This is a genomic window from Leifsonia sp. 21MFCrub1.1 (genome assembly GCF_900107895.1).
Taxonomy (GTDB): domain Bacteria; phylum Actinomycetota; class Actinomycetes; order Actinomycetales; family Microbacteriaceae; genus Leifsonia; species Leifsonia soli.
On the sequence record NZ_LT629867.1, the window covers coordinates 805,211 to 827,292 of the forward strand.

General features: G+C 70.9%; 25 protein-coding genes. 19 read left to right on the top strand and 6 right to left on the bottom strand.

The features are described 5' to 3' along the window. Positions 1 to 39: 39 nt before the first annotated feature. The 4 genes from BLW09_RS03725 (at position 40) to truA (ending at position 3,756) form a co-directional block, all read left to right on the top strand. Positions 40 to 1,038 (top strand): DNA-directed RNA polymerase subunit alpha, encoded by a 999-nt coding sequence (locus BLW09_RS03725; protein WP_018191943.1) that lies wholly within the window; start codon positions 40 to 42, stop codon positions 1,036 to 1,038. Between the two features lie 54 nt (positions 1,039 to 1,092). After that, the gene (rplQ, locus tag BLW09_RS03730; protein WP_089908592.1) at positions 1,093 to 1,665 is read left to right on the top strand and encodes a 50S ribosomal protein L17; all 573 of its coding nucleotides are present in this window, start codon (positions 1,093 to 1,095) and stop codon (positions 1,663 to 1,665) included. A gap of 164 nt (positions 1,666 to 1,829) precedes the next feature. After that, positions 1,830 to 2,855 (top strand): GNAT family N-acetyltransferase, encoded by a 1,026-nt coding sequence (locus BLW09_RS03735; RefSeq protein ID WP_089908594.1) that lies wholly within the window; start codon positions 1,830 to 1,832, stop codon positions 2,853 to 2,855. Between the two features lie 19 nt (positions 2,856 to 2,874). Then, positions 2,875 to 3,756, top strand: coding sequence for a tRNA pseudouridine(38-40) synthase TruA (gene truA / locus BLW09_RS03740; RefSeq protein ID WP_089908596.1), 882 nt, complete (start codon positions 2,875 to 2,877; stop codon positions 3,754 to 3,756). Between the two features lie 7 nt (positions 3,757 to 3,763). Here truA and BLW09_RS03745 read toward each other — a convergent pair whose 3' ends face one another. Beyond that, entirely contained in the window at positions 3,764 to 4,399 is a 636-nt protein-coding gene (locus tag BLW09_RS03745) for a response regulator transcription factor (protein ID WP_089908600.1), read from the bottom strand. Continuing rightward, positions 4,396 to 5,607, bottom strand: a complete 1,212-nt coding sequence (locus BLW09_RS03750; protein WP_089908603.1) for a sensor histidine kinase — start codon at positions 5,605 to 5,607, stop codon at positions 4,396 to 4,398. The genes BLW09_RS03745 and BLW09_RS03750 overlap by 4 nt, the downstream gene beginning before the upstream one ends. A gap of 206 nt (positions 5,608 to 5,813) precedes the next feature. Between BLW09_RS03750 and BLW09_RS03755 the strand changes: the two genes are divergently transcribed. After that, positions 5,814 to 6,617 (top strand): hypothetical protein, encoded by an 804-nt coding sequence (locus BLW09_RS03755; RefSeq protein ID WP_089908605.1) that lies wholly within the window; start codon positions 5,814 to 5,816, stop codon positions 6,615 to 6,617. A gap of 30 nt (positions 6,618 to 6,647) precedes the next feature. Here the strand turns inward: BLW09_RS03755 and BLW09_RS03760 are convergent, their stop codons facing one another. Next, positions 6,648 to 7,487, bottom strand: coding sequence for a helix-turn-helix transcriptional regulator (locus tag BLW09_RS03760; RefSeq protein WP_089908608.1), 840 nt, complete (start codon positions 7,485 to 7,487; stop codon positions 6,648 to 6,650). Positions 7,488 to 7,592: 105 nt separating this feature from the next. Here BLW09_RS03760 and BLW09_RS03765 point away from each other — a divergent pair, with 105 nt between their 5' ends. The 4 genes from BLW09_RS03765 to glmM all read left to right on the top strand — a co-directional run bounded on the left by BLW09_RS03765 (position 7,593) and on the right by glmM (position 11,084). Beyond that, positions 7,593 to 8,531, top strand: a complete 939-nt coding sequence (locus BLW09_RS03765) for an SDR family oxidoreductase (protein ID WP_089908611.1) — start codon at positions 7,593 to 7,595, stop codon at positions 8,529 to 8,531. Positions 8,532 to 8,698: 167 nt separating this feature from the next. Next, complete coding sequence (rplM, locus tag BLW09_RS03770) at positions 8,699 to 9,145, top strand: 50S ribosomal protein L13 (RefSeq protein ID WP_018191935.1); 447 nt, start codon at positions 8,699 to 8,701, stop codon at positions 9,143 to 9,145. A 52-nt stretch (positions 9,146 to 9,197) separates the two neighbouring features. Next, the gene (gene rpsI, locus BLW09_RS03775) at positions 9,198 to 9,695 is read left to right on the top strand and encodes a 30S ribosomal protein S9 (protein ID WP_089908616.1); all 498 of its coding nucleotides are present in this window, start codon (positions 9,198 to 9,200) and stop codon (positions 9,693 to 9,695) included. Positions 9,696 to 9,722: 27 nt separating this feature from the next. Next, positions 9,723 to 11,084: a phosphoglucosamine mutase gene (gene glmM, locus BLW09_RS03780; RefSeq protein WP_089908619.1), complete on the top strand. Its 1,362-nt coding sequence runs from the start codon at positions 9,723 to 9,725 to the stop codon at positions 11,082 to 11,084. A gap of 68 nt (positions 11,085 to 11,152) precedes the next feature. On the opposite strand, the gene BLW09_RS03785 is transcribed toward glmM, so the two are convergent. Beyond that, positions 11,153 to 11,461 carry a helix-turn-helix domain-containing protein gene (locus tag BLW09_RS03785; protein ID WP_089908623.1) on the bottom strand — a complete coding sequence of 103 codons (309 nt, stop codon included), beginning with the start codon at positions 11,459 to 11,461 and terminating at the stop codon, positions 11,153 to 11,155. A gap of 82 nt (positions 11,462 to 11,543) precedes the next feature. After that, positions 11,544 to 12,482 carry a type I pantothenate kinase gene (coaA, locus tag BLW09_RS03790; protein WP_089908627.1) on the bottom strand — a complete coding sequence of 313 codons (939 nt, stop codon included), beginning with the start codon at positions 12,480 to 12,482 and terminating at the stop codon, positions 11,544 to 11,546. 65 nt (positions 12,483 to 12,547) lie between these two features. Between coaA and glmS the strand changes: the two genes are divergently transcribed. The 8 genes from glmS to BLW09_RS03830 all read left to right on the top strand — a co-directional run bounded on the left by glmS (position 12,548) and on the right by BLW09_RS03830 (position 19,372). Beyond that, positions 12,548 to 14,398, top strand: coding sequence for a glutamine--fructose-6-phosphate transaminase (isomerizing) (gene glmS, locus BLW09_RS03795; protein ID WP_089908631.1), 1,851 nt, complete (start codon positions 12,548 to 12,550; stop codon positions 14,396 to 14,398). Between the two features lie 4 nt (positions 14,399 to 14,402). Beyond that, on the top strand, positions 14,403 to 14,759 hold the full coding sequence (locus BLW09_RS03800; protein ID WP_089908634.1) for a holo-ACP synthase: 357 nt from the start codon (positions 14,403 to 14,405) through the stop codon (positions 14,757 to 14,759). Beyond that, on the top strand, positions 14,747 to 15,880 hold the full coding sequence (gene alr, locus BLW09_RS03805; RefSeq protein ID WP_089908637.1) for an alanine racemase: 1,134 nt from the start codon (positions 14,747 to 14,749) through the stop codon (positions 15,878 to 15,880). Before BLW09_RS03800 ends, alr begins: the two co-directional genes overlap by 13 nt. Next, positions 15,877 to 16,422 carry a tRNA (adenosine(37)-N6)-threonylcarbamoyltransferase complex ATPase subunit type 1 TsaE gene (gene tsaE, locus BLW09_RS03810; protein ID WP_089908642.1) on the top strand — a complete coding sequence of 182 codons (546 nt, stop codon included), beginning with the start codon at positions 15,877 to 15,879 and terminating at the stop codon, positions 16,420 to 16,422. Before alr ends, tsaE begins: the two co-directional genes overlap by 4 nt. A gap of 9 nt (positions 16,423 to 16,431) precedes the next feature. Further along, positions 16,432 to 17,052, top strand: coding sequence for a tRNA (adenosine(37)-N6)-threonylcarbamoyltransferase complex dimerization subunit type 1 TsaB (tsaB, locus tag BLW09_RS03815; RefSeq protein WP_089908645.1), 621 nt, complete (start codon positions 16,432 to 16,434; stop codon positions 17,050 to 17,052). Beyond that, positions 17,049 to 17,549: a ribosomal protein S18-alanine N-acetyltransferase gene (rimI, locus tag BLW09_RS03820; protein ID WP_089908647.1), complete on the top strand. Its 501-nt coding sequence runs from the start codon at positions 17,049 to 17,051 to the stop codon at positions 17,547 to 17,549. The genes tsaB and rimI overlap by 4 nt, the downstream gene beginning before the upstream one ends. Continuing rightward, complete coding sequence (tsaD, locus tag BLW09_RS03825) at positions 17,546 to 18,649, top strand: tRNA (adenosine(37)-N6)-threonylcarbamoyltransferase complex transferase subunit TsaD (protein ID WP_089908650.1); 1,104 nt, start codon at positions 17,546 to 17,548, stop codon at positions 18,647 to 18,649. The genes rimI and tsaD overlap by 4 nt, the downstream gene beginning before the upstream one ends. A 120-nt stretch (positions 18,650 to 18,769) precedes the next feature. Further along, positions 18,770 to 19,372 carry a DUF4190 domain-containing protein gene (locus BLW09_RS03830; protein ID WP_089916588.1) on the top strand — a complete coding sequence of 201 codons (603 nt, stop codon included), beginning with the start codon at positions 18,770 to 18,772 and terminating at the stop codon, positions 19,370 to 19,372. A 32-nt stretch (positions 19,373 to 19,404) separates the two neighbouring features. On the opposite strand, the gene BLW09_RS03835 is transcribed toward BLW09_RS03830, so the two are convergent. Beyond that, positions 19,405 to 20,592 (bottom strand): class I SAM-dependent methyltransferase, encoded by a 1,188-nt coding sequence (locus BLW09_RS03835; RefSeq protein WP_089908653.1) that lies wholly within the window; start codon positions 20,590 to 20,592, stop codon positions 19,405 to 19,407. 155 nt (positions 20,593 to 20,747) lie between these two features. Here BLW09_RS03835 and groES point away from each other — a divergent pair, with 155 nt between their 5' ends. Next, a complete protein-coding gene (gene groES / locus BLW09_RS03840) occupies positions 20,748 to 21,044 on the top strand; it encodes a co-chaperone GroES (protein ID WP_055894868.1) in 297 nt (98 codons plus the stop codon). A gap of 79 nt (positions 21,045 to 21,123) precedes the next feature. Beyond that, positions 21,124 to 22,065 (top strand): EamA family transporter RarD, encoded by a 942-nt coding sequence (gene rarD / locus BLW09_RS03845; protein WP_089908656.1) that lies wholly within the window; start codon positions 21,124 to 21,126, stop codon positions 22,063 to 22,065. The last annotated feature ends 17 nt before the right edge of the window (positions 22,066 to 22,082 follow it).

Consider the following 22,082-nt stretch of genomic DNA (forward strand, 5'->3'; position numbering starts at 1 on the left):
AGTGTCATATAGCGGACACTTAGCCGAAAGGAATCAATAGTGCTCATTGCACAGCGTCCTACGCTCACCGAAGAGAACATCTCCGAGTTCCGCTCGCGGTTCGTCATCGAGCCGCTGGAGCCCGGCTTCGGATACACCCTCGGCAACTCCCTGCGCCGCACCCTCCTCTCCTCCATCCCCGGAGCGGCTGTCACCAGCATCCGCATCGACGGCGTGCTGCACGAGTTCAGCACCGTGCCGGGCGTGAAGGAGGACGTGACCGAGATCATCCTGAACATCAAGGGTCTGGTGGTCTCCAGCGAGCACGACGAGCCCATCACCGCGTACCTCCGCAAGACCGGCGCCGGTCAGGTCACCGCCGCCGACATCTCGGCCCCGGCCGGTGTGGAGATCCACAACCCCGAGCTGGTCATCGCGACCCTCAACGACAAGGCGAAGTTCGAGGTCGAGCTGACCATCGAGCGCGGCCGCGGCTACGTGTCGGCCCAGCAGAACCGCAACGAGTACAGCGAGGCGGGCCAGATCCCGATCGACTCGATCTACTCGCCCGTTCTCAAGGTCACCTACCGCGTCGAGGCCACCCGTGCCGGTGAGCGCACCGACTTCGACCGCCTGGTGGTCGACGTGGAGACCAAGCCCGCGATCAGCCCGCGCGACGCCATCGCCTCGGCCGGCCGCACCCTGGTCGAGCTGTTCGGTCTCGCCCGCGAGCTCAACAGCGCCGCCGAGGGCATCGAGATCGGCCCGGCTCCGGTCGACGCCGTCCTCAGCTCCGAGCTGTCGATGCCGATCGAGGACCTGGACCTGTCGGTCCGCTCGTACAACTGCCTCAAGCGCGAGGGCATCAACACCGTGAGCGAGCTCGTCTCGCTGTCGGAGACGCAGCTCATGAACATCCGCAACTTCGGTCAGAAGTCGGTGGATGAGGTCAAGGACAAGCTGACGGAGATGGGCCTGTCGCTGAAGGACTCGGTTCCCGGGTTCGACGGCGCCCACTTCTACAGCGGCTACGACGAGGACGAGTCCACCACCATCTGAGGCACGTCGCCCGACTCAGCCATCAGACCTTTTCAACACTGGAGATAACCGATCATGCCTAAGCCCACCAAGGGCCCCCGCCTCGGGGGCGGCCCGGCGCACGAGCGCCTCATGCTCGCCAACCTGGCCGCTGCGCTCTTCACGCACAAGAGCATCAAGACCACCGAGACCAAGGCCAAGCGCCTGCGTCCCGTGGCCGAGCGCCTGATCACGTTCGCGAAGCGCGGCGACCTGCACGCCCGCCGCCGCGTTCTGGCCGTGATTCAGGACAAGACCGTCGTGCACGAGCTCTTCACCGAGATCGCGCCGCTGGTCGCCGAGCGTGAGGGCGGCTACACCCGCATCACCAAGCTCGGCTTCCGCAAGGGTGACAACGCGCCGATGGCGCAGATCGAGCTCGTGCTCGAGCCCGTCACCCCGAAGGTGAAGTCGTCCAAGACCACCGCTGCCCCCAAGGCCGCGCCGGTCGAGGAGACCCCCGCCGAGGAGACCCCGGCGGAGGAGACTCCTGCCGAGGAGACCAGCACCGAGACCGCCGCCGCTGAGGCGGAGGCCGTCGAGGCCGCGACCGCCGACGCCGACGCCGCCGGTGAGACCGACGCCGAGAGCGAGGCGGAGAAGGCGTAACGCCCTCCCCTGTCCGCACGAAGGCCCCGCATCCCCGGATGCGGGGCCTTCGTCGTCCCCGGCCGCCTGTGGGTCGCAACACGCCGTCATGGGGGCCGGCAAGCGGTGTGTTGCGACCCACGGATGCCGGGCACGCCCGGAAGGCGAGGCTTTAGGGTGAAGGGATGACCGACGACACTCTGAGCCCGCTCAGCGAGCGGGTCGCCGCGCCGCCGACCTACCGTCCGCAGCATCCCCTCATCGCCGAGTGGCGCCCGGCCACGGCGGCCGACGTGGATGCGGTGCACGAGGTGTACCGCGCCATCGACACGGCGGACCATCCGAACTACCTGACCAACCGCGAGCAGGTCGAGGAGGAGCTCGGCTTCAGCTTCATCGATCTCGAGCAGGACACCCTCCTCGCGATCGCCGCCGACGGGCGCGTCGCCGCTGTGGGCATCGTCATGGAGCCGCCGCGGCAGGAGAGCCTCGTGCGCGAGTTCATGAACGGCGGCGTCCATCCCGAATTCCGGGAGCGGGGGATCGGGCGCGAACTGCTCGCGTGGCAGCGCGCCCGCGGCGAGCAGAAGCTGGCTGCGTCCGACAAGCGGCTGCCGGGCTGGCTGGTCGGGTACGCCGACGAGCGCGCACCCGGCCGGCAGCGTCTGCTCGAGGCGGGCGGTTTCGAGGTGGTGCGCTACTTCCAGACGATGGAGCGCGACCTGGCCGACCCCGTCCCGGACGTGACGCCGGTGGGCGACGTGCGGATCGAGCCCTACCGCGACGAGCTCTCCGCGGCGGTGCACGCCGCCCGCGACGACGCCTTCCGCGACCACTGGGGCAGCCAGCCGCTGTCGGACGAGCAGTTCCACGGGCTGGTCTCCGGCACCTTCGCCGCGGACCTCTCGTACGTCGCGATGATCGACGGCGATGTTGCCGGCATCGTGCTGACCGACGTCGCGGAGGAGGACTGGCCCGGCCAGGGGTTCACCGGCTCGTACGTTTCGACCGTGGCCGTCACGCGCCCCTACCGCGGCCGCCGGATCGCGCCGTCACTGCTGCGCGCGGTGCTGGAGGCGTCGGCGGCGCGCGGTCTCGAGAAGGTCGTGCTCGACGTGGACGCCGAGAACCCCACCGGCGCTCTCGGTCTCTACACCGGGATGGGCTTCGTCACCTCGCAGCAGGAGGTGGGGCTGGTCCGTGCCTACTGAGTCCGTGCCTACTGAGTCCGTGCCGACGGAACCCGTTCCGGCCCCGACGACGCGCTACCGGCTCGACATCGCCTACCAGGGCACCGACTTCAACGGGTGGGGGCGTCAGCCCGGGCTCCGGACGGTCCAGGGCACGCTGGAGGATGCGCTCGCCACGATCTTCCGCCGGGCGGGGGAGCCGCCGCTGCTGACGGTCGCGGGGCGCACCGACGCCGGCGTGCACGCGATCGGGCAGGTGGCGCACGTCGACCTGACGCCTGGGCAGGTGTCGCTGCTGCGGAAGCCGCACGGCAAGCGTCCGCCGCTCTCGGCGGAGGAGGCGCTGGGCCGCCGCCTCAACGGCATCCTGGGGCCGGTGTCCGATGTCGTCGTGCTGTCCGCCACGGTGGCGCCCCAGGGGTTCGACGCACGCTTCTCAGCGCTATGGCGGCGGTACGAGTACCGGGTCGCCGATCGTCTCGCCCTCCGCGACCCGCTGCAGCGCCACCGGACGGCGTGGGTGTCGTCTGACCTCGACGTCGATGCGATGGACATGGCCGCTCACGGACTCCTCGGCCTCCACGACTTCGCCAGCTACTGCAAGGCGCGCGAGGGTGCGACGACCATCAGGACGCTGCAGGCGTTCGCCTGGCGCCGTGATCCGGACGGCGTGCTCGTGGCCGAGCTGACCGCGGACGCCTTCTGCCACAGCATGGTGCGCGCCCTCGTCGGCGCGTGCGTCGAAGTGGGGGAGGGCAAGCTCGGCGCCGGCGATCTCATCGCGCTGCGCGACGAGAAGCAGCGCACGAGCGCCTTCAAGGTGATGCCCGCCCGCGGGCTCACGCTGATGGAGGTCGGCTACCCCGAAGGGGCGGAGCTCGCGCTGCGCGCGGAGCGCACCCGGGCGATGCGGGAGCTGTGACCGCGGCTCACCGGACCAGCCCGTTCTCGTAGGCGAACGCCACCAGTTGCACGCGGGACACGAGCCCGAGTTTGGCGAGGATGCTGCGGACGTGCGACTTGACGGTGGCCTCGGAGATGAAGGCCGTCCGCCCGATGTCGCCGTTGTTCAAACCACGGGCCGCGAGAAGGAACACCTCCTTCTCCCGTACGGACAGGGAGTCGATGGCTTCCGGTCGGCGGCGGGCCAGCGCGCGGAACAACTCGGTGGTCTGCTTCGGCGCGATGACCGAGTGCCCGTCGTGCACGGTGCGGATCGCGGCGAGGATGAAGTCCGTCGTCGCATCCTTCAACAGGAAGCCGTCCGCCCCCGCGCGAAGCGCCGCGGCGACGGCCTCGTCGCGGTCGAACGTCGTGAGGACGACGATGCGCGGGAGCTGCCCCGTTCGATCGCGCCGGATGGCCTCCGTGGCCGCGATGCCGTCCAGCCCGGGCATCCGGATGTCCATGAGCAGCACATCCGGGCGGGCGGACCGCGCCAGCTGCACGGCCTGAAGGCCGTCGGCGGCGGTTCCCGCGAACTCGAGGTCGGGCTGCGACTCGATCATCATCTGCAACCCGGCGCAGAACAGGGGCTGGTCGTCGGCGACCCCGACTCGGATCATGCGGTCACCGTGCTACGCCCGACCGCCGGAATGTAGGCGGTCACCAGATACCCGCCGGGCTGGTCTTCGTCCGCACCGGCGTCGAGCCAGCCTCCGGCGAACCGGGCGCGCTCCCGCATCCCGATGACTCCGCGGCCTGCCGGGTTGGGCGGTGGCGCGACCCCGGCAGCCGCGGGCCGGGATGCCAGGGAGAGGGCGATGCCGTCTCCCCGCTCATCCAGGGCCAGTCGTGCGTGCGCTCCGGACCCGGCGTGCTTGAGGGCGTTGGTGAGGCCCTCCTGCACGATCCGATAGACGGCGAGCTCCTGGGCGGGCGTCACATTAGCGGATTCCCCGAATCGCTCGATGGAGATCGACAGGCCGGCGTCGGACATCCGCGCGATCAGCTCGTCGAGGTCGGCCAGGCCGGGATGCTCCGGGCCGCCCGGTTCGCCCACCAGCGTCTCGATCAGGACCCGGACCTCCGTCAGCGAGGCCCGCGCCGTGTCCGCGATGGTGGCGAGCGACGGTGCGACGGACGCCGGACGGTCGTCGGCGAGGAGACGGGCGCCATCGGCCTGGGCGAGGATCACCGCGAGGGAGTTGGCCATGATGTCGTGGACATCCTGGGCGATACGCTCCCTCTCGCCTGCGACCATCGTCTCGGCCTCCGCGCTGCGGAGTTCGGCCGTCGTGCGCGCCAGCTCCTTCTCGCTGCGCCGCGTGCGCATCCACACACCGGCGAGCGTCCCGAGGAGCCAGGCGAATGCGCCCGCCCCGGCGCAGAGGACGAAGAACAGCGCCCGCGCGCCGGCGTCGGTGTGGCCGATGCCCTGCGCCCACGAGAGAAGGCCGGCGATGGAAACGCCGGCGCCGACCGCGAAGGCCAGGGCGACGACCCGCATCCGCCCGCCCACCGTGGCGGCGACGACGCCGATCACGATCGCGTAGCCGAGGTAGATCAGCCCGTTCTCGAAGATCCCGGACGGGAAGAGCAGCTGCCCGATGAGCACGGCAGTCCCTCCTCCCATGGCGGCGATGGGACTGAGCCTCGAGACCCCGATGGTGCACGCGAGCACGAGGAGAGCGGCCCAGAACGGCACGGTCGACCGCAGTGCCCCGGGCAGGAGCTGATGGCGTCCCGTCTCGGCGATGGCCAGGACGACGAAGAAGGCCACGGCGATGGCGGGCTCGAGGAGCCACCGACTGCGACGCAGGAGTGATCTCATACGGCAACGCTAGGGCGGGTCGATCCGCCGCGGGTGCCATCGCGCCGGATTTCAGCCCTGGGGCTGAGTGCCGTTCAACCGGTCCGCCCTGCGCGCAGAACGAGCGCAGCCTGGGCGGATTGCGATCACGCGCGTCACGACCGTCCCGTCGCGTCGTCTTTCTTGAGTAGAGGCGTCAGCGTTGCCGCCGGAACGGACGAGGGCAGATGACGACATCACGAAGGACGACTCTTCGGACGCGGTGGCGGGTCGCCACCGCGGCGGCTGCGGTCGCGATCACAGCCGCGCTGGCGGGGGCGGCACCGGCCCAGGGCGCCGACACCTGGACCTGGAGCACGGCGACACATCCGGCCGGCGCCGCCTCCATCGGCCCGCTCGGCTGGGGCACAGCGGGCGGAGGCGTCTACCTCTGGCGCGGGGTGTACTACATCCCGGGCGTCGGCCACATCGATCAGCCGCTCGGCACCTGGCGCGAAGAGAAGGAGACCGGTACCGGCGTTCTCGGGCGAGTCGCCTACACCACCTACGACGGGAAGCCGGCGCTTCCGGACATCGGCCTGGTCTCGACCGGCACCACACCCGTCCCACCGACCGTTCGCGTGTCGGCGGCCTGGTCGAACGCCATGGTCATCGATGTGGCCCATCCAGGCGACATCACGCAGGGCCTCGCCCTGTGTCATTCCGGAACCTCCCCGCAGACGATGGCTGCGGGCGGCTACCGGTGCGGGACCATGGGCTTCGACTGCTCCCCGCCGAGTACTCAGTGCCAGCTCTCGGTGCCCGCCTCGGGTGGCGACTCCGGCGGACCGGTGTGGGACTACGCTCCCGGGGGCATCAAGCTCTACGGCTGGATCACGGGCGCCGGCTTCGGGTACACCTCGTTCGTGCCGACCTGGGCAGTGCAGAACCACGTGTGGACCGAGAGCCAGTCCTGGAGGTCATGGGGCTACCCGCCCGGCAATGACGGCACGGGGTGCTTCGTCACCGCTGCAGGATGCGTCCGCTCCTGAACGGCCCAGCGTTGCAAAGCCCAGCGCTGCTCAGCCCAGGGTCTGGGCCCCGATGACGGACAGCAGCCGCAGCTTGTCCGCGGATTCGCTGCCCGGGATCGCGGTGTAGACGAGCAGCGAGTGCGCGTTGCCCGGGTCGACGAGCTGCTGGCAGTGCAGTTCGAGCTCGCCGACCTCCGGGTGCAGGAAGTGCTTGACCTCCGTCGGACGGAGCCCGACCTCGTGCGCCGCCCAGAGCGTCCGGAACTCGTCGCTGCGGGCCAGGAGGTGGTCCGCCAGCGCGGCCGCGCGGGATCCGGGGCCGCGGGCCGTCGCGATCTCGCGCAGGCCGGACGCGAACATCCGGCTCAGGAAGTCGTGGTCCCGAGGCGCGTACAGGCGGCGCGAGTCGGGAGCGGTGAACCAGCGCACGCCGAGGCTGCGCTCCGGCCCGCGCAGGGACGCCGTGTCCCCGGTGAGCGCGACGCCCATCGGGCTCTGCCGCAGCGTCTCTCCCAGTTCTGTCACGATCTCGGCGGGGGTGTCATCCAGCCGATCGAGCACACGCAGCAGACCGGGACTCACGTGCTCGCTCTCCGAGCCCTGCGCCGGCGGGGTGTGGCCGGCGAGGCGGAACAGGTGATCGCGCTCCGCGTGGGAGAGGTGGAGCCCCTGGGCGATCGAGGCGAGCATCTGCTCGGACGGCTGCGGGCCGCGTTCCCGCTCGAGGCGCGCGTAGTAGTCCACGGACATGTGGGCCAGCGCGGCCACCTCCTCGCGCCGCAGCCCGGAGGTGCGGCGTCGGCTGCCGCGCGGCAGGCCCACGTCCTCCGGTTGCAGCAGCTCTCGCCGTGTCCGGAGGAACTCGGCGAGTCCGATGCGGTCGATCACCCCTCATGTCTACCGCGTGGCGCGCGCCGTAGCCACGGATCACCGGGCCGTGGCTACGGCCGGCCGGAACGGTCAGGGTGGAGACACCGATTGAAGGAGGACGCAGTGGCACGCACGATCGACATCCACATCCCCGCCCTGACCGGCCGGCGGGCCGTCGTCACGGGGGCCAGCGACGGCATGGGGTCCGTGATCGCGGCACGGCTCGCGCGGGCGGGCGCAGAGGTGGTCATGCCGGTGCGCGACCGGGCGAAGGGAAACGCGACCGCGGACCGGATCCGTTCCGCCGTCCCGGAGGCGCGCCTGGTGCTGCGCGACCTCGACCTCGCCTCGCTCGACTCGGTCGCCGCGTTCGGCGAGGGGATGCGCGCGGACGGCGACCCCGTCCACATCCTCATCAACAACGCCGGGCTGATGACGCCGCCGGAGCGCCGCACCACCGTCGACGGCTTCGAGCTGCAGTGGGGCACCAACCACCTCGGCCATCTCGCGCTCTTCGGCGCCCTCTTCCCGCTACTCCGCGACGGACGCGCACGGGTCACCTCGCAGGTGAGCGTGGCGGCGCGCAGCGGGGCGATCGACTGGGACGACCTCGCCGCCGAGCGGAGGTACCGCGCCCAAGCGGCGTACAGCGCCTCGAAGATCGCGCTCGGCTTGTTCGGGCTCGAACTCGACCGGCGGAGTTCCGCGGGCGGCTGGGGGATCAGCAGCAACCTCGCGCATCCCGGAGTCGCTCCGACCAACCTGCTCGCGGCACAGCCCGGGTACGGGCGCGCGGCGGACACCGGCGCCGTCCGCGTCATCCGCTGGCTGTCCGCCCGCGGCATCCTGGTCGGCACGCCGGAGACGGCGGCGCTGCCCGCGCTGCTCGCGGCGACGGGTCCGGATGCGCGGGGCGGACGGATGTACGGGCCGAGCGGACCGGGCCACCTGGGCGGCGCACCGGCGGAGCAGGCCCTGTACGCGCCTCTCCGGGACGTGCGGGAGGCCGCCCGGGTGTGGGAGGTCTCCGAGCAGCAGGTCGGCGTCCCCTTGCCGGTTTGACCGGGTACGCCCGCTCCCGTAGTATTGCTCTTTGGTGTCCGCGCCCCCTGCGGCCGGACACACGAACGTGAGCCCTCCACCGGTCCGGTTCGACGCCATCGCGAGCGAACCACCAACGGAGCGGGATTCACGAACACCTCCGTTCGAGACAGAAAGCAGCCACTACTGTGACGCGCACCTATTCCCCGAAGGCAGACGAGATCCAGCGCGACTGGGTCGTCATCGACGCGACCGACGTCGTGCTCGGCCGTCTCGCCAGCCACACCGCCGCCCTCCTCCGCGGCAAGCACAAGCCGACCTTCGCCCCGCACATGGACAGCGGTGACTTCGTCATCATCGTCAACGCCGACAAGGTCGCGCTGACCGGTCAGAAGGCTCTGCAGAAGAAGGCCTACCGCCACTCGGGCTACCCGGGCGGCCTCAAGGCGACCACCTACTCGGAGCTCCTGGAGAAGAACCCGGTGCGCGCCGTCGAGAAGGCCGTTCGCGGAATGCTGCCGAAGAACTCCATCGGCCGCGCCCAGCTCCGCAAGCTGAAGGTCTACACCGGAAGCGAGCACCCGCACGCCGCCCAGCAGCCGAAGCCCTACACGCTCGGCCAGGTCGCGCAGTAACCGCGACGACGTAGACGTTCACGACTTAAAGAGACAAAGGATTATCACCACCGTGGCGAAGATCGCAGACAGCATCGACTCGGCCGAGACCTCGAACGTCGAGTCCTACTCGACCGAGACCCCGGCCTCCGAGGCCCCGGCCGCCCCGCGCGCCGTCCTCTCCGTTCCCGGCGCGGCCGTCGGCCGCCGCAAGGAGGCCATCGCGCGCGTGCGCCTGGTCCCGGGTTCCGGCACCATCACGGTCAACGGCCGTGAGTTCGCCGACTACTTCCCGAACAAGCTGCACCAGCAGCTCATCAACGACCCGTTCAAGGTGCTCGACCTCATCGGCTCCTACGATGTCGTCGCCCGCATCACCGGCGGCGGCCCCTCGGGCCAGGCGGGCGCCCTGCGCCTCGCCATCGCGCGCGCGCTCAACGAGATCGACCGCGACAACAACCGCCCGACCCTCAAGAAGGCCGGCTTCCTCACCCGTGACGCCCGCGTCACCGAGCGCAAGAAGGCCGGTCTCAAGAAGGCCCGCAAGGCGTCGCAGTTCTCCAAGCGCTAACCCACGTCAGCGTTTAGGCTCCGGTCCATGCCCCGCCTTTTCGGAACCGACGGCGTTCGCGGTCTCGCGAACGGCAGTCTCACCGCCGACCTGGCGCTCGGCCTTGCGCAGTCAGCTGCTGCTGTACTGACGCAAGGCCGAAGCGCCGAGGCGCGGCGTGCCGCGGGCAAGCGCCCGACGGCCATCGTCGCCCGCGACCCCCGCGTCTCCGGCGAGTTCCTCTCCGCCGCCGTCGCGGCCGGGCTCGCCAGCTCCGGCATCGACGTGTACGACGCGGGAGTCATCCCCACGCCCGCCGCGGCCTTCCTCATCTCCGACTTCGACGCGGACTTCGGTGTGATGGTGTCGGCCTCGCACAACCCGGCGCCGGACAACGGGATCAAGATCTTCGCCCGCGGCGGCACCAAGCTCCCCGACGTCGTCGAGGACCGCATCGAACAGCACCTCGACCTCGAGAAGCTGACCCCGACGGGCGCCGACGTCGGCCGCATCCGCCGCTTCGCCGACGCGGAGGACCGCTACGTCCTCCACCTGCTCGGCAGCCTCCCGCACCGGCTCGACGGCATCCACGTCGTCCTCGACTGCGCCCACGGCGCCGCGGCCGGGATCTCGCCGGAGGTGTTCACCGACGCCGGAGCGCGCGTGACCGTCATCGGCGACGCGCCCGACGGCATGAACATCAACGACGGCGTCGGCTCCACGCACCTCGACAACCTCGCGAAGGCCGTTCTCGCGGCCGGCGCCGATGTCGGCATCGCCCACGACGGCGACGCGGACCGCTGCCTCGCGATCGACGCCGACGGCAACGTGGTCGACGGCGACCAGATCATGGCGATCCTGGCGGTCGGCATGAAGGAGCGCGGCAAGCTCCGCGACGACACCCTCGTCGCCACGGTGATGAGCAACCTCGGCCTGAAGCTCGCCATGCGCGATCACGGCATCCGCATGGTCGAGACCGCGGTCGGCGACCGTTATGTCCTCGAGGAGATGAACGAGCACGACTTCTCCCTCGGCGGCGAGCAGTCCGGGCACGTCATCATGCGCGAGTTCGCGACGACCGGCGACGGCATCCTCACCGGACTGCACCTCCTCAGCGAGATGGCGCGGCAGGGCAAGTCGCTGGCGGAGCTCGCGAAGGTCATGACCGTGTACCCGCAGGTGATGGTCAACGTGAAGAACGTCGACCACCACGCCGTCCACACCGACGACGGGCTGCGCACCGCGGTCGAGACGGCGAAGAGCGCCCTCGGCGACACCGGGCGCGTGCTCTTGCGTCCGTCCGGCACCGAGCCCCTGGTGCGCGTCATGGTGGAGGCCGCGGATCAGGTCACGGCCGAGCGCCTGGCGAACGAGCTGGCGGACGTCGTGCGAGAGCGCCTGGCCCTGTAGCGGGAGGCGCGGAGCATTCGCCTGCGCCGATCCAGCGCGTGGGCGTGCGGCGTCAGTGTGTCAGTGCGTCAGCGCGTCTCGTGCGCCCGGCGGGCTGCGATGAAGTCCGCCACCGAGTACGCGCGTGACCGGTCGGGCAGCATCTCGGTGCCGTACAGTCCGGCCATCAGCGTGCCCGGGTCGACGTCGAGAGCCGTGGCGATGCGGACGATGGTGTGCAGCTCCGAGTTCGCCTCGCCGCGTTCGACCCGCCCGTAGTTCGTGACGTGCATGTCGGCCAGGTTGGCGATGTCCTCCTGGCTCATCCCGAGCGCGATCCGCGCCTCGCGGACGCGCTGTCCGAAGAGCTCGGCTGCGCGGGAGCGTGGTGCTGGCATGCCTCATGCTTAGGGGATATATGCATGCATGGCCAGAGTGCCACGACCTCACCCCTGTGCGCCTCGGGTCTAAAGACCCGATTCAGAGCTTGCGCAGCAGCACGGAGCTGACCGCGTGGTCGACGTCCTTCCGCAGCACCAGCTTGGCGCGGGAACGCGTCGGCCGGATGTTCTGGAGCAGGTTCGGCTCGTTGATGGCCGTCCAGATGGATGCGGCCCGCGCGCGCGCCTCATCCTCGGTCAGCTCGGCATACCGGTGGAAGTACGACTTCGGATTGGCGAAGGCCCCGCGCTGCAGCTTGAGGAATCGCTCCTCGTACCAGTGCGCGATGTCGCGGGTGCGCGCATCCACGTAGATGCTGAAGTCGAACAGGTCGCTCACCGCGAGCCGGTTGCCGCCTCCGGCCGGCTGGAGCACGTTCAGCCCCTCGACGATGAGCACGTCGGGGCGCCGGACGACGATCTCCGCATCCGGCACGATGTCGTAGCTGAGGTGCGAGTAGAACGGGGCGCGGACCTCCGGGGCGCCGCTCTTGATCGCCGTGACGAAGCGCAGCAGGGCGCGACGGTCGTACGACTCGGGGAAGCCCTTCCGCTGCATCAGGCCGCGCCGCTCGAGCTCGGAGTTCGGCAGCAGGAAGCCGTCCGTGGTCACCAGCTCGACGCGGGGGGTGTCGTCCCAGCGCGACAGCAGCTCGCGGAGCAGGCGCGCGATCGTCGACTTGCCGACCGCGACCGAGCCGGCGACGCCGATGACGAACGGTGTACTGGCCGCCCGCTCGCCGAGGAAGTCGCTCGTGACCCTGTGCAGCTGCTTCGCGCCGCCCACGTAGAGATTGAGGAGGCGGCTGAGGGGGAGGTAGACCTCCGACACCTCGCGCATGTCGAGCGGATCGCCGAGACCGCGGAGCTGGACGATCTCGGTTTCCTGCAGCGGCAGCCGCGTGTTCTCCGCCAGCTCCGCCCAGTCGGCTCTGCTCAGCTCGACGAAGGGGGTGGAGGAGTCGCCGTTCGGAAGCATAGGGCCCCAATTCTAGGGGGCGCTCCGAGCAGGCTCCCACTATGACCCACGATAGACTCGGGTGCATGTGTGGAATCGTGGGGTACGTCGGTACCGACAAGAGCCTCGAGGTGCTTCTCGGCGGTCTGAAGCGCTTGGAGTACCGCGGATACGACTCCGCCGGCATCGCCGTGATCGGCCCGGACGGGGCCCTCGGCACCGCCAAGAAGGCCGGGAAGCTGTCCGTGCTGACCGAAGACCTGCAGGAACACCCCATCCCGAACGGGCAGACCGGCATCGGCCACACCCGGTGGGCGACCCACGGCGGCCCGACCGACGTCAACGCCCACCCGCACCTGGGCGACGACGGTCGCCTGGCCGTCATCCACAACGGCATCATCGAGAACTTTGCGACGCTGAAGGACGAGCTGCTCTCCGACGGCTTCACCTTCGCGTCGGAGACCGACACCGAGGTCGCCGCCGTCCTGCTCGGCCGCGAGTACCGGCGGACGGGTGACCTGCCCGAGGCGTTCCAGAGCGTGGTCTCGCGCCTCGAGGGCGCGTTCACCCTCCTCGCCATGCACCAGGACCAGCCGCACGTCGTCGTCGGCGCCCGCCGCAACTCCCCGCTCGTCATCGGGCTCGGCGACGGCGAGAACTTCCTCGGCTCTGATGTCGCCGCGTTCGTCGAGCACACCCGCCGGGCGATGGCGATCGGGCAGGACCAGATCGTCACCATCACGCCGGACAGCGTGACGGTCACCGACTTCGCCGGCGCGCCGGTCGAGGTCGAGCCGTTCGAGGTCGCGTGGGACGCCTCCGCCGCCGAGAAGGGCGGCTGGTCGTCGTTCATGGCCAAGGAGATCGCCGAAGAGCCGGATGCGGTGGCCAACACCATCCGCGGCCGTCTCGTCGACGGCACCGTGCACATCCCCGAGCTCGATGCGCTCGGCGACGAGTACTTCGCGGGCATCGACCGCATCACGATCATCGCCTGCGGCACCGCCGCCTACGCGGGCCTGGTCGGCAGCTACGCGATCGAGAAGTGGGCGCGCGTGCCCGTCACGGTCGAGCTGAGCCACGAGTTCCGCTACCGCGAGCCGGTCCTCACCGATGGCACCCTCGTCATCTCGATCAGCCAGTCCGGCGAGACGATGGACACGCTGATGGCCGTCAAGTACGCCCGCGAGGGCGGCGCGAAGGCGATCTCGGTCTGCAACACGCAGGGCGCGACCATCCCGCGGGAGTCGGACGCCGCGCTCTACACGCACGCCGGCCCGGAGGTCGCCGTCGCGTCGACGAAGGCCTTCGTCGCCCAGATCACCGCGCTGTACCTGTTCGGTCTGCACCTGGCGCGCGTGCGCGGCACCCTGAGCGCGGCGCAGCAGCGCGACGCGATCGAGGAGCTGCAGGAGGTTCCCGCCAAGATCGCCACGGTGCTCGAGTCGCACGCCGAGATCGCTCAGCTGGCCAAGTGGATGTCGGACACCCGCGCGGTGCTGTTCCTCGGTCGTCACGTGGGCTACCCGATCGCGCTGGAGGGTGCGCTGAAGCTCAAGGAGCTCGCGTACATCCACGCCGAGGGCTTCGCCGCCGGCGAGCTGAAGCATGGCCCGATCGCCCTGATCGAGCCCGGGCAGCCGGTGTTCGTCGTCGTGCCGAGCCCGCGCTGGTCGGACGAGCTGCACAAGAAGGTCGTCTCGAACATCCAGGAGATCCGCGCACGCGGCGCCCGCGTCATCGCTATCGCCGAGGCCGGAGACGCCGCCGTGCTGCCGTTCGCCGACGAGGTCATCCGCATCCCGCTGGCCGCTCCGCTGTTCGAGCCGCTGCTCGCGGTCGTCCCGCTGCAGATCTTCGCGATGGAGCTGTCGGCGGCCAAGGGCCTCGACGTCGACCAGCCGCGCAACCTGGCCAAGTCCGTCACCGTCGAGTGACGCCGTGATCGCCGGCATCGGGGTCGACGTGGTCGATCTGGCCCGCTTCGAGCGGTCGATCGCCCGCACGCCGAAGCTGCGCGACCGGCTGTTCACGGAGGACGAGCGCCAGCTGCCCGTGCACTCCCTCGCGGCGCGGTTCGCCGCGAAGGAGGCGCTGATCAAGGCGCTGGGCGGCTCCGAGGGGGTGCGCTGGCACGATATGGAGATCGTCCCGGACGCCGAGAGGAACCCCGGTTTCGTGCTGCACAACGTGGTCGAGGCGCAGGTCCGCGAGCGCGGCATCGTCCGCATCCACGTGTCGATGACGCACGACGCGGGGGTGGCGACGGCGTTCGTCGTGGCGGAGTGCGCGCCGTGACCGCGGCGTTCCGCGAGCGCGTCGTCGACCTCGATGCGGTGACCGCCAACGTCGCACGCCTGCGCGAGCTGGTCGGGACGCCGCACGCGATGGCGGTCGTCAAGGCGGACGCGTACGGCCACGGCGCCGTCGAGTGCGCGCGCGCCGCTCTCGCGGGCGGGGCCGACTGGCTCGGCGTCGCCGAGATCGCCGAGGGCCTCGCGCTGCGCGAGGCGGGCATCACCGCTCCGGTGCTGGCCTGGCTGCACGACCCGGAGGAGGACTTCGCCGACGCCGTGCGCGCCGACCTCGACCTGGGCGTCTCGTCGCGCTCCCAGCTGGAGGCGGCGGCGGCGGCCGTGGCGTCGCCCGCGCGGCCGGCCGTCGTGCAGCTCAAGATCGAGACGGGCCTGAGCCGCAACGGCATCCCGGAGTCCGAGTGGGAGGCGGTGGTCGCGCGAGCGCGCGAGCTGGAGGTCGCCGGGCTGATCCGTGTGCGCGGGATCTTCTCGCACCTGTCCAACGCCTCACCGGATGACGACCGTGCGGCGATCGCGGTGTTCGAGCGCGCCCTCGACCGCGCATCCGCCGCCGGGCTCCAGCCCGAGCTGCGGCACATCGCCGCGAGTGCGGCCGCGCTCTCGCTGCCGGAGTCCCGCTTCGATCTCGTCCGCCTCGGCATCGCCGTCTACGGGCTGTCGCCGTTCGGTCGCGCGTCGGCCGTCGAGCTCGGACTGCGCCCGGCGATGACGCTGCGCGGCCGGGTGGCCGCCGTCCGGCGCGTGCCGGCGGGGAAGGGCGTTTCGTACGACTACACGTACCGCACCGAGAAGGAGACGACGCTCGTGCTCGTCCCGCTCGGGTACGCGGAGGGGATCCCGCGTCACGCGTCGAACCGCGGTCCCGTCTCGATCGGCGGCCGCACGTTCCGCATCAGCGGGCGGGTGGCGATGGACCAGTTCGTGGTCGACGTCGGCGACCTGGAGGTGGCGGTCGGAGACGAGGTCGTCCTCTTCGGCGACCCCGCGACCGGTGTGCCGGGCGCGGACGACTGGGCCGAGGCCGCGGACACCATCAACTACGAGATCGTGACCCGCCTGGGCGGCCGGCTGAGACGGAGCTACACCGGAGGCACCCGATGACGGCTGCGCTGCAGGTGCCCGCCGTCCGGCGGATCGCCACCGCCGACGAGATGCACCACCTCGGGCGCGAGCTGGCCGCGGCGCTCCGCCCCGGCGATCTCGTCGTGCTGTCCGGTCCGCTCGGCGCGGGCAAGACCACGCTGACGCGGGGGATCGGCGAGGGACTGGAGGTGCGCGGCCCGGTGACCAGCCCCACCTTCGTGCTGGCCAGGACGCATCCCAGCCTCTCCGGCGGCGCACCGCTCGTGCACGTCGACGCCTACCGCCTGTCGAGCGCGCTCGAGCTCGACGACCTCGACATCGACTTCGCGCGGTCCGTCGTCGTGGTGGAGTGGGGCGCCGGGATGCTCGACGGCGTCGCCGAGTCGTGGCTCGAGGTCGCGATCGAGCGGCCGACGGGCGCGGCGGAGGGCGCGGCCGACCAGGGGGACGCGGCCGATGCCGAGGTCGACGACGCCGACGAACCGCGCACCGTCACGCTGACCGGGTTCGGCCCGCGGTGGGCATCGGCGGCGGGCCCGTCACCCGTCGATCCCGCTTAGGCTGGAAGCATGCTCCTCGCCATCGACACGTCCGCCGGGACCAGCGTCGCCGTCGTCGACCGGGAGGGCGGAGTCCTCTCGGAGGTCATCGAGACCGACACGATGCGCCACGCCGAGGTGATCGGCACCCTGATCGACGAGGCGCTCACCGTCGCCGGCATCGAGGTGCGCTCCCTGTCGGGCGTCGTGGCGGGGATGGGTCCCGGTCCGTTCACCGGACTCCGGGTCGGGATCGCCGCCGCGAAGGCGTTCGCGATCGGCGCGGGCAAGCCGCTCGTCCCGGTCGTCAGCCACGACGCGGTCGCTTACGACCGCTATGAGGCGGGCCACGCGGGTCCCTTGCTCGTCGTCACGGACGCCCGCCGCCGCGAGCGCTACTGGACGGCCTACTCCGGCGTCGACGCCTTCGGCCTCCCGGTCCGCCTCGACGGTCCCGGGCTCGCGCGGCCGGAGGAGCTGCCCCATCCGGACGTGTCCCGATTCGACGCGGACGTGGTCCCCGCCGGCCGGCTCGGGATGATCGCAGAGCTCCGCTACGCGAACCGGCTCCCGATGGACGCCGATGTCGCCCTCTACCTGCGCTCGCCGGATGTGACGCCGTCCGCCGGGCCGAAGCGGGTGACGGCGTGACCGATCCGGCCCGTGCCGTCCACCAGCTGCGTCGCGCCGCGCCCGCCGACGTGCCCGCGATCATGGAGCTGGAGCGCAGCATCTTCGAGAACGACGCCTGGTCGGAGCGGTCCATGCGCTCCGAGGTCGCCGGGGAGCACGGCTACTACCTGGTCGCCTTCGAGCCGGAGTCGCCGGACCGCATCGACGGCTACGCCGGCCTCCTCGCCCCGCACGGGGGAGGGGAGGGCGACATCCAGACGATCGCCGTCGCTCCGCACGCCCGCCGTCGCGGGCTGGGCCGCCGGCTCATGCTCGCGCTGATCGCGGAGGCGCGGAAACGCGGCGCCCGCGAGGTGTTCCTCGAAGTGCGCGCCGACAACCCGGGCGCCCAGACCCTCTACCGCGACCTCGGTTTCGAGGAGATCGGCGTGCGCCCGAAGTACTACCAGCCGGACGGCGTGGATGCGATCGTCATGCGTCTCGCCGTCCCCAGCCCGGAGACCACCGTCGCATGACCAGTGCAGCATCCACTCGCCTCGATCCGGCATCCGTGACGGAGCCGCTCGTGCTCGGCATCGAGACGTCGTGCGACGAGACCGGGATCGGGATCGTCCGGGGAACGACCCTGCTCGCCAACACGATCGCCTCGTCGATGGAGGAGCACGCCCGCTACGGCGGAGTCGTGCCGGAGGTCGCCGCCCGCGCGCACCTGGAGGCCCTCGAGCCGACGCTGCGGACGGCCGTCGCGGACGCCGGGATCGAGCTGGCCGATGTCGACGCCATCGCGGTGACGAGCGGTCCAGGGCTCTCGGGTGCGCTCATGGTCGGCGTCGGCGCGGCCAAGGCGCTCGCGGTGTCGCTCGGCAAGCCGCTGTACGCGGTCAACCACCTCGTCGGACACGTCGGGGCCGACCTGCTCGACGCGCAGGGCGGACCGGGGCACCCGGTGGAGCTGCCGACCATCGCCCTGCTCGTCTCGGGCGGGCACACCTCCCTGCTCCTCGTCCGCGACCTCGTCTCGGACGTCCGGCTGCTCGGCGAGACCATCGACGACGCGGCGGGGGAGGCCTTCGACAAGGTCGCGCGCGTGCTCGGCCTCCCGTACCCCGGCGGACCGCAGATCGACCGCGTCGCCGCCGACGGCGATCCGAAGGCGATCCGCTTCCCGCGCGGGCTGACCCGCCCGAAGGACCTCGAGAACCACCGCTACGACTTCTCCTTCTCCGGCCTCAAGACCGCGGTGGCGCGGTGGGTCGAGCAGCGGCAGGACGCGGGCGAGGAGGTGCCCGTCGCCGACGTCGCTGCGTCGTTCCGCGAGGCGGTGGCGGACGTGCTGATCACCAAGGCGCTCGCCGCCTGCCGCGACCACGACGTGCCGCGACTGCTGCTCGGCGGCGGTGTCGTGGCCAACGCCCGCGTGCGCCGTCTCGCCGTCGCCCGGGCCGCCGAGGCCGGTGTCGCGCTGCGCATCCCCGCCCTGTCGCTCTGCACGGACAACGGCGCCATGATCGCCGCGCTGGGCGCGCAGCTCATCATGGCGGGCCACCGCCCGAGCGAGCTCACCTTCTCAGCCGACTCCACCCTCCCCGTGACGGACATCCAGGTCACCGCCTGAGTGGTGCGTTGACACCCTCCGGGGGCCCTGCCACGATAGATCTGATACAGCGTTCTCTCAGGAAATGTGTTTCCGCCGAGGCGCCGACCACCAGCTTCCGCACCGAAGGAGATGGGTCTCATGACCGACCCGAACGCCCCCGTCGAACCGACGGACCCGAACTCGCAGAACGGATCGGTTCCGCCGCCGCCTCCTGCTCCTCCCGCGTCCGACACCGGCGCCGTCCCGCCGCCCGCGCCGGGCTACGGCCAGCAGCCGCCTGCCCCGGACTACGGCCAGCAGCCGCCGACTCCCGGATACGGCCAGCAGCCGCCCGCACCGGGATACGGCCAGCAGCCGCCGGCGCCGGGATACGGCCAGCCGTACCAGCAGCCCTACGGCCAGCAGCCGGGCCAGCCGGGTCAGCAGCCGTACGGCCAGCCCGCGCCCGGCTACGCGCAGCCCTACGGGCAGCCGGCCGCCAAGTCGCCGATCCTGAGCATCCTGTCCCTGGTCGGCGGCATCCTGGGCATCCTGCTCAACATCGCCTGGGGCATCGGGTTCCTGTTCGGCATCGCGGCGGTCGTGCTCGGCTTCATCGGCCGCAACAAGGAGCCGCAGGCCAAGGGCTTCTGGCTCACCGGCATCATCCTGGGATTCGTGAGCATCCTGATCGCGATCATCTACTGGATCTTCCTCGCGATCATCTTCGCGAGCATCGCGAGCTACCAGGGCACGTACTGATCAGCGCCCTCTGAAACAGCCCGCCGACGGCCTCAGAGCCGTTCGGCGAGCAACGCCGTGTGCCGCCCGGCGACCCTGGTGAGGATCAGGGTCGCCGGGCGGTCGCCGTTGAGCCCGAGCCTGCGGCGCAGGGCGGCCGGGTCGACATCCACTCCGCGCTTCTTGATCTCGAGGGTGCCGATGCCGCGCTGACGGAGCGCCTTCTTGAGGTCCTTCTCGGCGTAGGGCAGCGACTCGAGCACGCGGAAACCGGCGGCGAACGGCGTCTCGGTCGCCCGGTCGGTCGTGATGTACGCGATCTGCTCCGAGAGCATCCGGCCGCCGAGCCTGCGCGCGAGGTCGCCGATGAGCCGCGCGCGGATGACGGCGCCGTCCGGCTCGTACAGGAACTCGCCGAGGGGACCCGCCTCTTCGTCGGGGCTGTCCGCGTCGGCCGTCAGCTCGTCCGCCTGCTCGCCGCGCAGCACGAGCGCCGCGCGGCGGATGCCGGGGCGGGCGAGCGCGCCGAACCACAGCCCGAGCTCGACGACCTGCCCGTCGGCGGACACCCACTGCGCCTCCGCCGTCGAGGGGATGAGGTCGCGGTCGAACCCCGGACCGAGCTTCAGCCCGACGGACCGGCCCGTGGCGAGCTCGTACGCGAAGCCGAGTGAGGGGGTGTAGTCGTCGGGATCGGTGAGGCGCTCCGTCTGGGTGTGGCCGGCCGTGCGGCGGGCCGGGTCGAGGAAGACGCCGTCGATCTCGCGCAGGTCGACGTCCTCAGCGCGTCGGTGTTCGACCCGCGCGCTGGGGAACGGGGCCAGGTTGAAGGAGGCAATGGCCGCGGTCACCTCGTCCGCCTCGACCGCCAGGACGTCGAGGTCGAGCGCGGCGAGGGCGAGCGCATCGCCGCCGATGCCGCAGCCGAGGTCGGCGACGCGGCGGAGACCGGCCGCACGGAACCGTCCGGCGTGGCGGGCGGCGACCGGAAGCCGGGTCGCCTGCTCCAGTCCCGCCTCGGTGAACAGCATCTGCGACGCGAAGTCGCCGAACTTGGCGACGGCCTTCCTGCGGAGCTTCGACTGGGTCAGGACGGCCGCGACCAGGGCCGGGGAGTGCCCCTGCTTGCGGAGATCGCTGACGATGGCCAGCACATCCCGCTCGCTGCTGTATGGCGGAAGGGAGTCGAGCAGGCGCAGCCCTTCCGGGCTCAGCAGGGCGACCAGCTCGGAGCGTTCCATGCGCTCAACGCTACCCCGGACGTCCCGGCCCGCCCGGCCTGGCACTCACGTTGCGTGACTGCTAACGCACCCCCTAGACTCGTGTTAGCACTCTCACTGCGAGTTTGCTAATCAGTCTTAGTAGAGACACTGTTCTTCACAGGAAAGGGGTCAACGTGTCGGTCTCCATCAAGCCGCTCGAGGATCGCATCGTCATCAAGCAGGTCGAGGCTGAGCAGACCACTGCTTCCGGTCTGGTCATCCCCGACACCGCCAAGGAGAAGCCGCAGGAGGGCGAGGTCGTCGCGGTGGGTCCGGGTCGCATCGACGACAACGGCAACCGCGTCCCGCTCGACGTCGCTGTCGGCGACAAGGTCATCTACTCGAAGTACGGCGGCACCGAGGTCAAGTTCGGCGGCGAGGACTACCTCGTCCTGTCGGCCCGCGACGTGCTCGCGGTCGTCGTCCGCTGACGAACCCTTCACCGACGGCCCGGATGCTCTGAGCATCCGGGCCGTCGTCGTTCCCGGCCACGGCGGTAGAGTCGGACGAGTGGCACCCTCCGACGACCTCAGCTCCCACCGCACGTCCGGACTCGTCTACGCGGTCTCCGCGTACGTCCTCTGGGGCATCCTCCCGATCTACTTCCTGGCGCTCGCGCCGGCCAGCGCCTGGGAGATCGTCGGCTGGCGGGTGATCTTCTCCCTGGGGTTCTGCGCGATCGCGATCACCGTGACGCGCTCCTGGCGGGCGTTCACCGTACTGCTCACCGACAAGCGGGTCCTGTTCACCATGGGCCTCGCCGGAGCCCTCATCTACGTCAACTGGCAGACCTACGTGCTGGCGACGGTGAGCGGCCACGTCGTCGAGGCGGCCCTCGGCTACTTCATCAACCCGATCGTCACCGTGTTCCTCGGCGTCGTCGTGCAGCGCGAGAAGCTGCGCGTCGCCCAGTGGGTCGCCGTCGGCGTGAGCGTCGTCGCCGTCATCGTCCTGGCCGTCGGCTACGGCTCGATGCCGTGGATCGCCCTCATCCTCGCCTTCTCGTTCGGCCTCTACGGGCTGATCAAGAAGCGCGTCGGCAACCGGGTGGATGCGCTCTCCGGCCTGACCCTCGAGACGATGTGGCTGACCCCTGTCGCCATCATCCAGCTCGTCGTCGTCGCCGTCACCGGTGCGCTCACGATCGGGACGGCGGGCGTCTGGCACACGGTGCTGCTCGTCGGGGCCGGCGTCATCACGGCCGTCCCGCTGCTGTTCTTCGCGGCGGCCTCCCGGCGTCTCCCTCTCGTCTACATGGGCTTCATCCAGTACTTCGCCCCGTTCATCCAGTTCGTCGTCGGCGTCGCCGTACTGCACGAGGCGATGCCGCCGGAGCGCTGGGTCGGGTTCGCCATCGTGTGGCTCGCGCTGCTCATCCTGAGCATCGACATGATCGTCGCCGCACGGCAGGGCAAGCGCGCGGCCGAGCTCGATCTGGCCCCGGTCGACTGACCGCGCACCGGCCGGAA

Coding starts and splice junctions, on each gene's coding strand:
- rplQ (WP_089908592.1), top strand. CDS start 1,093: ATGCCTAAGCCCACCAAGGGCCCCCGCCTCGGGGGCGGCCCGGCGCAC.
- BLW09_RS03735 (WP_089908594.1), top strand. CDS start 1,830: ATGACCGACGACACTCTGAGCCCGCTCAGCGAGCGGGTCGCCGCGCCG.
- BLW09_RS03745 (WP_089908600.1), bottom strand. CDS start 4,399: ATGATCCGAGTCGGGGTCGCCGACGACCAGCCCCTGTTCTGCGCCGGG.
- BLW09_RS03750 (WP_089908603.1), bottom strand. CDS start 5,607: ATGAGATCACTCCTGCGTCGCAGTCGGTGGCTCCTCGAGCCCGCCATC.
- BLW09_RS03755 (WP_089908605.1), top strand. CDS start 5,814: ATGACGACATCACGAAGGACGACTCTTCGGACGCGGTGGCGGGTCGCC.
- glmM (WP_089908619.1), top strand. CDS start 9,723: ATGCCCCGCCTTTTCGGAACCGACGGCGTTCGCGGTCTCGCGAACGGC.
- BLW09_RS03785 (WP_089908623.1), bottom strand. CDS start 11,461: ATGCCAGCACCACGCTCCCGCGCAGCCGAGCTCTTCGGACAGCGCGTC.
- coaA (WP_089908627.1), bottom strand. CDS start 12,482: ATGCTTCCGAACGGCGACTCCTCCACCCCCTTCGTCGAGCTGAGCAGA.
- glmS (WP_089908631.1), top strand. CDS start 12,548: ATGTGTGGAATCGTGGGGTACGTCGGTACCGACAAGAGCCTCGAGGTG.
- tsaE (WP_089908642.1), top strand. CDS start 15,877: ATGACGGCTGCGCTGCAGGTGCCCGCCGTCCGGCGGATCGCCACCGCC.
- tsaB (WP_089908645.1), top strand. CDS start 16,432: ATGCTCCTCGCCATCGACACGTCCGCCGGGACCAGCGTCGCCGTCGTC.
- tsaD (WP_089908650.1), top strand. CDS start 17,546: ATGACCAGTGCAGCATCCACTCGCCTCGATCCGGCATCCGTGACGGAG.
- BLW09_RS03830 (WP_089916588.1), top strand. CDS start 18,770: ATGACCGACCCGAACGCCCCCGTCGAACCGACGGACCCGAACTCGCAG.
- BLW09_RS03835 (WP_089908653.1), bottom strand. CDS start 20,592: ATGGAACGCTCCGAGCTGGTCGCCCTGCTGAGCCCGGAAGGGCTGCGC.